Below are 10347 nucleotides of genomic sequence, written 5' to 3' on the forward strand. Positions count from 1 at the left end.
TTATAATGTCGGTCCATTTTATTAGTAACATTGAAAGAATTTGATTCTAGATAAGTATTGGCAGTTGTTGTGGAGCGGCCTTTATTATACATCGCCATCACTCCAACCGAAATCACTCCTACCCCAATTGCTACCGCAAGATAGATCAAAAACTCTTTAACTAAATCTCCTTGAGAAGTACTTGATGCGCTTGATGAATAAGAGCCATCTGATTGTGCATAACCTCCAGATGAGGTTGATCCTTCAGGAATTCCCGCATTCATAGTGTCTTCCACATCTGTCAAGAAGGCTTTCGCACTTTCACCAAAAGCTTCCACTTTTAAATATGGAATTACGTTGTCTAGAATTTCTTCCACAGTACCGGTTGGAAAGTAATCAACAATCCGGTCTCTTGTAAAGATATATACTTCACGGTTACGTTTATCCATGTTGATAAGGTACAAGACACCGTCCTCGGTATCACCGTAGCCAAAGCCGTGACTATCATAAAAATCACTCGCATATTGACTTGCGGATTTTCCTTCACTGTCATTGGTTGTGACAATCCGGATATCCATTTGGAATTGTTCACTCAAACTATATGCTTGTTCCTGTAATTCTACTTTTTCTGTATCTGAAAACAAATTAGCCTGGTCAAAAATAATTTCAGTATCAGCAAATGCAACGGTGGTATATGCTACCAGCGCAAGGAGGAAAAATGGTATCATAAGTAACTTCCTTTTTACCATAAAAATAACCCTCCTAACGACAAGATTGCAAAGACACTTGCAGAAATCATACCAAACCACTGGCTTGCTCTCCCAATGCTAATTGGCAAGTTACCGGCAATTTTTCCGGTTTGCCCATTCATCGCAAAGACATAGGTTTTTCCTTTAAATTGATACGTAAACATCCAAACCGGTAATAATACGTATTTTGCCTTCACATTCGATAGCCTTACGTTTGTATTTTGAATCGAAACCGTGCTATAGCCGTGAATGGTTCCTTCTAGTAAAGTTCCTAAATTGTCCCGAAGGAGGTTTGAGATTCTGCCGTAGACATCATTTTGGTTCATGTCATATTTTTCTGCAAAAAAACCAGACAAATAGGACATTGAAAAATCGGTTAAATCCTTATAATCATAGGGTTCCAGAATGGTCATGAGTTCATCATCCATTTTTCTTGAACCGTCAGCTGGTACGTCGCGGAATTTTGCTTTACCTTCCCGCATCACCTTATAATATTTTGTTTCGGTGTACCTTGTATCTCCTCTTGTATAGGTTCTGACTCTTCTAGCTTCACCATCAATTTTACCAGTTGTGTTACTATCAAATAACCAAAATGGTACATAGATTCCTGATAATTTTTCTAGCTGTGAATTTGATGTGAAGAACTTGGGAAGTAGCGGCTTGCCTTTACACCATTTCACAAATAATTCTTCTGCTTTATTACGTTCAATTTTAAAGGGAATTACCTTTTCGGGGCGATATTCTCCTTCTAATTGTCTTGGGATAATCGTTGGATTATGGCAATAATAACAAAAGGTTGCAGCAGTTGTGTCATCAGTGACGATTTCTGCTCCACAACTGCTGCACGTATAGCCTGTTGCTTTATCGTTGAATTCTTGATCCAATTGTTTCGCTTGGTGTAAGGTCTCTTTACTAGCTACTGCTTCTTCTTCCGCCTTTTCATTATTAACGAAATTTTTTACTTCTGTTTCCGTGAATTCACTTAAACAATAGTCACAGGTCCAGTTTTGGGTGTCTGCCTTAAAAGCTAATGGTCCCCCACAGTTTATACATTTATATATGATAACTCCCAACCATTATCACCTCTTCTTCTTTCGTTTATGGTTGTAAAAATTCAATGCTCAAAACGTGTTCCGCATTCAGGGCAAAATTTCGCATTTTGATTAGAAGGTTTAAACCCACAATTGTTGCATGTTAGTTCCTCAGGCTTTTTACTGCCACAGTTTGAACAGAACTTCCCGCTATTTTCCTGGCCACATTGACATTTCCACGTATCTTTTTGAGGTTCTTGTTTTGGTGAACCGCAATCTGAACAAAAATTGCCAATGTTTGTTTGTCCACATGAGCATTTCCATTGATTTGGATTCGCCGTCTGTTGACTCTGCTGTCTCTCTGTTTGTTGTTGCATTTGCTGTCGATTGGTTTCAGAAGCAGCACCCATAAAGCCGCTCGTACCCTGAATGCCCATACCCATGCCTAAAAACCCTTGCATAGAGCCTGCTTCATTGGAACCGGCAGCCTCCAAGCCTCTTGCAATAGCACCCTGGACATACCCTTCACGAACGGATGGGTCCTGTAGCATTGCCCCTTGGTTTCTCATGTTGATCAGTTTTTGAGATTCCTCATCATACGTTATGCTATTAATACCGACGGACTCAACCTGCATTCCACGCATTCGTGTCCAATCTTCATCAAGGACCTCGGCCATATACTTCGCAAGCTCCATCCCTTTTGAAGTAACGTGTGAAATACGAATTCCATCTAAGGACATTTTATTAATGGCAGTCTGCAATGCATTCATATATTCAGATAAATATTGACCATTAATGTCATTAATATCGACATTCGATTTATTTCGAGGAATGGCTTCCATGTAAAATTTAATGGGGTCTACAATTTTAATTGAATAAGTCCCATGAGCACGCAGAAATAATTCCGCATTATAAAAATTATCAAAGTAATTAATTGGGTTGCGCGTACCAAACTTAATCCCCTTGATTTCTTGAAGATTGATAAAGTACACTTTTTGCGATGTTGATGGGACACCGCCAAACTTAAAACGATTAAAGGTTTCGTGTAAAGCTTCTTCAAATTGACCATTGAATAAAGATGGCTGTGAAGAGTTTACAACTTGGTAATAGCCTTCTTCAGCTGTATAATCAACGATTTTTCCACTATCAACTAAAATCATAAATTGATTTGGATACACATGAATAACTGAACCATTTGAAATAGTTGAATCTGTTCCCTTAAAATTTTGATTTCGACGGTCTTTTGCTCGTACTTTAACACCGACTGACATGACGGTCGTATCACTCATCGCTTGTGGTTCGATTACCTCATGCCATTGATCTGCTAAGTTTCCTTTTACTGCACTGACTGCTGCTTTAATTATTCCCATTTATAACCCCTCCTGCTTTAAGTTGAACCTTTGTAACTATATTTTTTAGATTACTCATTATACATTCATGATATCAGTAAATAGTGCTTTTGTATTTGCCTGATATTATTGTAATACGATTCTACCAGGCGAAAGGTTTCATTTTGAATCTTCTTAATGGGGAGTGAAGAAGCTTGCATAACGACAAGTAGAGTACATTCACCTAGTTTTTATATAGTCCCTTGAGAAGAAAAAAAGCAAAATAAATAGAGTTAAGTTTGAATACTATACTCCAAAGAGACGGAATGTGCTTACTTCTTTTACATTTAAATTTCTTTTAGCCGTTAAAAAAGAGAGCCAATAAAGGCTCTCTCATGCGAAAGGTTGATTATCCTGCAAAATGTTCTTTAGAAGCATTAGCTTTCAATCGTTGTTTCTTCGACTTTTTGAAGAAAAGCATCTCATAGATTACAGGTACAACGATTAGTGTTAATAACGTGGAAGTGGTCAAACCACCAATAACAACAATCGCTAAGCTTTGTGAAACTAGGCTACCCATTTCTGCCTGCTTGAATATCAATGGGAGCATTGCGCAAATGGTGGCAATTGCGGTCATTAGAATCGGTCGAAGACGAGTTGCAGCTGCATCTAATAGGGCTTCTCTGACTATCATTGTTTCTTCGTTTTGCTTTACCCTGTCAATTAATACTATTGCATTAGTTACAACAATACCAATAAGCATTAATGCACCTAATAATGCTGTTATCTCAACCGGGATTTGACTAATTAATAGTCCTAATATTGCCCCAATTGCTGCTAATGGTAACGAGAACAGAATGGCAAGTGGCGCACGCATTGTCTTAAAGGTGATGACCATGATTAAATACACAATCCCAATTGATGTACCCATCGTAATAAATATATCAGTAAAATCATCTGCTTGTTGAACTGATGCTCCGCCAACAAGTACATCAACATTTTCGGGCAGTTCCAATCCCTCACCAGATGGAACCCCGTTTATCTTTTTCGTGATTTCTGCAGAAACAACGGATAACTTTTGTGGATCCACAGTTGCGGTAACCCTTATATACGTTTCTCCTGATTTATGAAGAATTTGCGTTGATTTATTTTCAACAGTAAGATCCGCTACCTCTGTAACTTGCACAAGCTCCTGTCCTGTAGTAATCTGTATTTTTTCTAAATCCTGAATGGATTGTGGGTCTACTGATGCTTCTAAATAAACCGGGGTACTGGAACCGTCAAGTGTTACAGAACCGATTGGCATACGATTTAGAAGCATACCAAGCTGTTTAGTAATCTCAGTTGGATTAGCCGCTTCTGGATCAACTTTAAACGTAATAACCGGCTTTTTCTCTTCTTGGTTTGTTTCTACTTTTTCTACACCCTCAATATTTTTAATTTCGTTTATAACATTGGAGGCTGTTTCCTCAATATCACTAATTTGATCTCCTATGACATCAATGGTAATTGCTGTTCCGCCTCCCCCCATAATAAGGGCATTTGCACCAGCGGTTAATTCAGCATTTGGGTATTCACTTTTCTGTTTGTTCACTTTTTCAATGAAGCCCTCTGCATCCGCGTCCTTTTTCATGACAATCGTGTAATTTGCTTTCGTTGGAGATTCAACAGAACCAAATTGAGCCGCGTCCGCACTATTTCCTAATTGTGTATACATTTTTTCAACTTCATCTTGTTCTAATAAAAATGTCTCGAGCTTTAATGTATTCTCTCGAACTTCTTCTATTGGAGTCTCGTTTGGATAATCGAGTGACATCACAACAAGCTCAGCATTTGAACTATCAGTGGCTCCCTTTGGCATTACAAAATAGGCACCGATTGAACCTGCAAACATTAAAAATGAAGCGAGGATAACCACCCATTTGTGATTTAAAGACCATCGTAGTAAATTCACGTATCGTTTAGGAGTACGATGCTTCGGGAGCTTCGCTTTCCTTAATAATCCCGCACTCATAAGTGGTACAACTGTAAGCGCAACTAGTAATGAAGACAATAAAGAATATGTAACAGTTAAAGCAAATGGTAGTAAGAAATCTTTTAAGCTAGCACTGACTAAACCAAGTGGAAGGAACACAGCAACAGTTGTTAGCGTTGATGATGTAATCGCGGATGCTACCTCTTTTGTTGCATCGATTACCAGCTGAACCGTGAATTTTTCTGATTGCATTTTTCGGAAGATATTCTCGATGACAACAATACTATCATCAACCAAACGCCCAACAGCTACTGCCACGCCTCCGATTGTTAAAATATTTAACGTGATTCCAGTTTGTGCGAGTAAAAATAACGTTAACCCCAGTGACAAGGGAATAGATACAATTGTGATAAGTGTAGAACGTAAATTTCGTAGGAAAAGCATGATAACAATGGTCGCAAATAATGCACCAAGTAACACTTCTTTAATCATCGTTGTTACTGAATCAACAATCATATCAGCGGTAGAATAAAAGACCGATACATTTGCATTTTCGTATTTTTCAGTAAGCTCTCCAGCTTTTTCTTTTACGTTCTCTGCTGCAGTAACTGCGCTTGAATTGCTATCCTTTACAACACTTACTAGTAATGAATCTTCCCCATTGATTCGAGTAATATTTCCTTCCGGATCAACTTTTTCAACAGTGGCAACATCTCCTAGAGTTACCCCTGGTACAATCGGTAATCCTTTCAAATCTTCAAGACTCTCAAGTGTACTCACAACTTTAAGATTACTTGCTTTGCCATCGATAGTTCCCTGCCCAATAGCAGTAGCAATATTTTGCCCCTGCAAGCTACCAATCACAGCTTGAGCAGGAAGATTGAATTCTTGAAGTTTTTCTTGATTTAACTCAACAAAAATTTCGCTACCTGATCTTCCAAACATCGAAACATTTGCAACACCATCAATATTCTGTAAAGCAGGTATTAGCTTATCCTGAGCTAATTCAATATTTTCCTTCGTAATACCATCATCAAATGTGATGGAGATATCAGCGATTGGAATCATATCAGTATTAAGCTGTGAAACAATTGGTTTGTTTATATTTTCCGGAAGTGGCACGCCCTGTAGTGCTTCTTGCACATCAAGCTTAGCTTGCTTCATATCCGTCCCACCCTCAAAGAACAGATCAACCTTTGAGAATCCATCTCCTGTTGTGGAAAAAATATCACTCTTTCCTTTTACGGATGCAACAGCCTTTTCAATTGGTGTTGTGACGGTATCATCCATCGTTTCAACATCGTTGCCCTGCCCTAACACAACAACCGTAATCTGTGGATTATCAGCAGACGGCAAAAACTCCATTGGCAGAGTGAAATAACTCACGATGCCCATTACTAAAATAAGGACTGTCGTAAGAGATACTGCGGCCTTGTTTTTAAGCGACCATTTCGTAAACCAAGTCATATTCAGTTTTCTCCTTTTTATGTAGAATATTTAGCTCTAGTTATGTGGGTAGGATTCTTTGAGATATGTGTTCTATGAGGCGATACAGGATGTATATAACAAAAGGATTATGTTATAACTAGTACAAAAGTAGTGGTAAATCAAAATGAATTATAACTCGGATTACATTAGAAGTAAATTCTTTTTTTTGTAAATTTATTCTAAAGATTGTCCCAACCATGAACACAAGCAAAAATGAAAAACTGGAGGGCAACACCCCCCAGTTTTTTATAAACCTTTCACCCATCTTGTCGCCATCTCAACCCAATTTCCTACCTCAGGTTGAATATGATTATCTCTACCTTTTGATTGTGTTTCCTCCGTTCCAAGAGATAAGCCATGGACACCTTCAGGATAAATATGCAGTTCAAGGTGAACTTTGTGTTTTAATAAGCTTTGCGCAAAAAGCATGCTGTTTTCCACGGGGACAACAGCATCAGAAACTGTATGCCATAAAAAAGTTGGTGGAGTTTCGTTTGATACTTGATTTTCTAAGGATAAAAATTCTCTATTATGTTGGTCATCGAACGTATCTCCTAATAATGCTTTGAAGCTTCCTTCATGTGCATATGAGCCAGAAGAAATAACAGGATAGCTTAAAATTAATCCATTTGGCTTAATTTGTTCTTTTGAATAAATTAATTGATTCGTGAGAAAGTCTTTACTCCAGAATACACCTAAGCTTGCAGTTAAATGGCCGCCAGCCGAAAAGCCCATGACAATTATTTTATTGAGATCAACGTTCCATTTCTCTGCATTCTCACGAATAAAACCAATGGCATTTGCCAATTGACATAGTGATGTTGGAAAAACAGCAGGTTCAACACTATATCTTAGAATACTTGCGTGAAATCCTTTACTGAGCATCTGTATAGCAACTGGTTCTGCTTCCCGGTCAGATGTATGAACATAGCCACCACCTGGGCAGATTACAATCATTGGTCTTTTGCGGTCAGGGTCAATACTTGGTGAATTATCAAGTAGATATGTAAAAAAATCTGCTTTTTCGTTGTTATGTATTAACTCATATTTTTCATGAATCATTGATCTTCCACCTCTTTAAGTTCATTCTATAAAAACTTCGACATTCTTTGTAAACTTCCTGCAGGCAAAAAAAGGCTGGAAATCCAGCCTTATTCATAACGTAATGCATCAATCGGACTAAGCTTCGACGCTTTGTTTGCCGGTAAGATACCAAAAATAATACCAATAAAAGCGGAGAATCCAACGCCAATTATCACGATTAGCGGACTGACTGTAGCAGATATTGGTGAATACATAGAAACAAGAATGGTTCCTAATGCTGCAAGACCAATTCCAAGTAGACCCCCTAACGAGGTTAAAGTCATGGATTCAATTAAAAATTGAAGTAAAATTCGGCCTCTTGTAGCACCAAGTGCTTTTCGCAAACCAATTTCTCGCGTTCTTTCCGTAACAGAAACGAGCATAATATTCATAACACCGATTCCCCCAACTAACAAGGAAATCCCTGCGATACTACCGATTACCAAAGTCATAATGGTAAGGACAGTGTCAACTTCTTTTTCGTATTCGGAGAAATCGTTAACTGTGTACATCCCGTCTTGAAGTTTTTTTGCGCTAGTTAAGGCGTCCGCCGCTGAACGTCCAATTTCAGAAATTCGTTCAGGGTCATCTGCGATGATGGCTAAGCGCTCGATTTCTCGATTTCCGAACATCATCGAAATAACGCCTCGTGGCATGAGCATTTCTCCAGATTCATTATATCGAAATTGTTCAGGGATAGGTGATTCATACACACCAACGAGCTTATATGGATTCCCATTAAGGTCGACAATTTCACCAATAATATCTTCTTTATCTTTAAAGAATTTTTCTCTTGCGACCGTATCAATCATCACAACACGGTTTTTTCCATCGTTGTCTCTTGCATTTATTGGTCGACCTTCGACAATTTCAATATCCCGTGCTGTAAAGAACTCAGGTCCAACTCCGGTAATCTCCATGTCACCCTGTTTATCATTATAGGTTAACGGTCCCCAGCCTTGATTTGTGGCAATCACTGCTTTTACACCTGGCACTTCTGATAGGGTTTCGACATCCTCAGAGGTTAGTTCAGGTTCCATCCAGGCCATCTCTGATTCTTCTTCACCCTCTTTGGGCATTGGCTGATACCAAAGATCAACCGCATTTTTTTCAAGACTAAACAGTTCCTCAGTCATTTTTGTTTTGGCACCTTGTCCAATTGCGACAATAATAATAACTGCCGCTACGCCAATGATTATCCCAAGCATTGTTAAAATGGACCTGACTTTATGATTCCATATCGAGGATAATGCTACTTTAAAGCTTTCTAATAGACTCATAGGCTTCTCCTCTGATCATCCGTTATCAATCCATCCTTTAAGGTGATAACCCTATTTGCATATTCTGCAATTTCTTCCTCGTGCGTGACGATGATGACTGTTCTGCCTTCTTTGTTTAGTTGAACCATAAGCTCCATTATTTGTTCACTCGTTTTAGAGTCAAGAGCTCCAGTTGGTTCATCAGCTAAAACAATCGAAGGATTATTTACAAGGGCTCTTGCAATTGCCACCCTTTGTTTTTGTCCACCTGAAAGCTGGTTCGGTAAATGTTTTACTCGATCCCCAAGTCCAACCTTGTCCAACATTTGTTTGGCTCTATCGATTCGTTCCCGCTTTGAGACACCTGCATAAATGAGCGGGGATTCCACATTTTTTAATGCATTATGTCGCGGTAAAAGAAAGAACTGCTGAAAAACAAAACCGATGTGTTCGTTTCGTAACTTTGCAAGCTTTTTCTCTTTGACTAGGCCGATTGGTTCCTCATTTAATTCAAATGTTCCGGAAGTAGGAGTATCAAGAAATCCAATGATATTCATTAAGGTGGATTTTCCTGAACCCGAGGGTCCCATGATGGCAATGAATTCCCCATCTTCAATCGTTAAATCAATCCCGTGCAGAACCGGTACCTCAAGAGCCCCATTTCCGTATACTTTTGTAATATTACTCAATTTCATCATAGGAAGTCACTTCCATTCCGTCATACATTCCCTCGTATGGTGTTAAAACAATAAGTTCATCCTTTGTTACTCCTTCTGTCACTTGGATAAATTCATCATTCATTGAACCGGTTTGAACTTCACGTCTTTGTAAGAGTCCATCTGCTAGCACATATACAACCGCTACTCCACCTTCGTCTAAAATAGCAGTATGCGGAATCACTGGGAGAATTTCAGTTCCAGGAATTCTGACCTCGAGTGAAACATGGAAGCCATGACGAAGCTCAGAAGTATCATCTGTAATACCAACCTTGAATGGGTACATTGTGACATTTCCACCGCCACCCATACCATAGAACTCACCTTCCCCGCCTCCAGTGTCATTAGGGAAATGGGAAACGGATTCGATTGCACCTTTCCATTCTCGATCCTTAAATACCTTTGGACGAACGATTACCTCTTGACCTTGTTGGATTTTCACTGCATCAAACTCACTCATTGTCCCTATTACTTTATAAGGTTTATTTGAAATGATATGTATGACTGGTTCATTAGCACCCGCTTCAGTTGCGGCAATATTTTTATTAATATTAACAATAATTCCATCGATTTTACTAACAACTGTCATTTCTTTTTTCAGATTAGTAATTTCTGTAATTCGCTCGTTAGCGGCAGTAATTTCTGATTTCGTATTTTCATATTGTAGCTCCATTTGTACCTTCTCACTTGTGAGTTGGTTAACGTCTTCAACTGGGATTTCCTCTATTCGTTCTGATTC

General features: G+C 38.7%; 8 protein-coding genes. All 8 read right to left on the minus strand.

What is annotated here, in order from left to right:
• A partial coding sequence (locus tag V7147_RS13785) for a TPM domain-containing protein (protein ID WP_335368425.1) occupies nucleotides 1-728 on the minus strand: 728 nt, incomplete at its 3' end.
• Nucleotides 722-1801 carry a hypothetical protein gene (locus V7147_RS13790; RefSeq protein ID WP_335368426.1) on the minus strand — a complete coding sequence of 360 codons (1080 nt, stop codon included), beginning with the start codon at nucleotides 1799-1801 and terminating at the stop codon, nucleotides 722-724. The genes V7147_RS13790 and V7147_RS13785, both read right to left, overlap by 7 nt.
• A 41-nt stretch (nucleotides 1802-1842) precedes the next feature.
• Nucleotides 1843-3129, minus strand: coding sequence for an SPFH domain-containing protein (locus V7147_RS13795; protein WP_335368427.1), 1287 nt, complete (start codon nucleotides 3127-3129; stop codon nucleotides 1843-1845).
• A 367-nt stretch (nucleotides 3130-3496) separates the two neighbouring features.
• A complete protein-coding gene (locus tag V7147_RS13800; RefSeq protein WP_335368428.1) occupies nucleotides 3497-6529 on the minus strand; it encodes an efflux RND transporter permease subunit in 3033 nt (1010 codons plus the stop codon).
• 267 nt (nucleotides 6530-6796) lie between these two features.
• On the minus strand, nucleotides 6797-7612 hold the full coding sequence (locus V7147_RS13805; protein ID WP_335368429.1) for an alpha/beta hydrolase: 816 nt from the start codon (nucleotides 7610-7612) through the stop codon (nucleotides 6797-6799).
• A gap of 89 nt (nucleotides 7613-7701) precedes the next feature.
• Nucleotides 7702-8913 carry an ABC transporter permease gene (locus tag V7147_RS13810; RefSeq protein WP_335368430.1) on the minus strand — a complete coding sequence of 404 codons (1212 nt, stop codon included), beginning with the start codon at nucleotides 8911-8913 and terminating at the stop codon, nucleotides 7702-7704.
• Entirely contained in the window at nucleotides 8910-9590 is a 681-nt protein-coding gene (locus V7147_RS13815; protein WP_335368431.1) for an ABC transporter ATP-binding protein, read from the minus strand. The genes V7147_RS13810 and V7147_RS13815 overlap by 4 nt, the downstream gene beginning before the upstream one ends.
• Nucleotides 9574-10347 (minus strand): efflux RND transporter periplasmic adaptor subunit (locus V7147_RS13820; protein WP_335368432.1); only part of this gene is annotated, 774 nt, incomplete at its 5' end. The genes V7147_RS13820 and V7147_RS13815, both read right to left, overlap by 17 nt.

It is taken from the genome of Bacillus sp. JJ1521 (assembly GCF_036965165.1).
Taxonomy (GTDB): Bacteria; Bacillota; Bacilli; order Bacillales; family Bacillaceae_L; genus Ferdinandcohnia.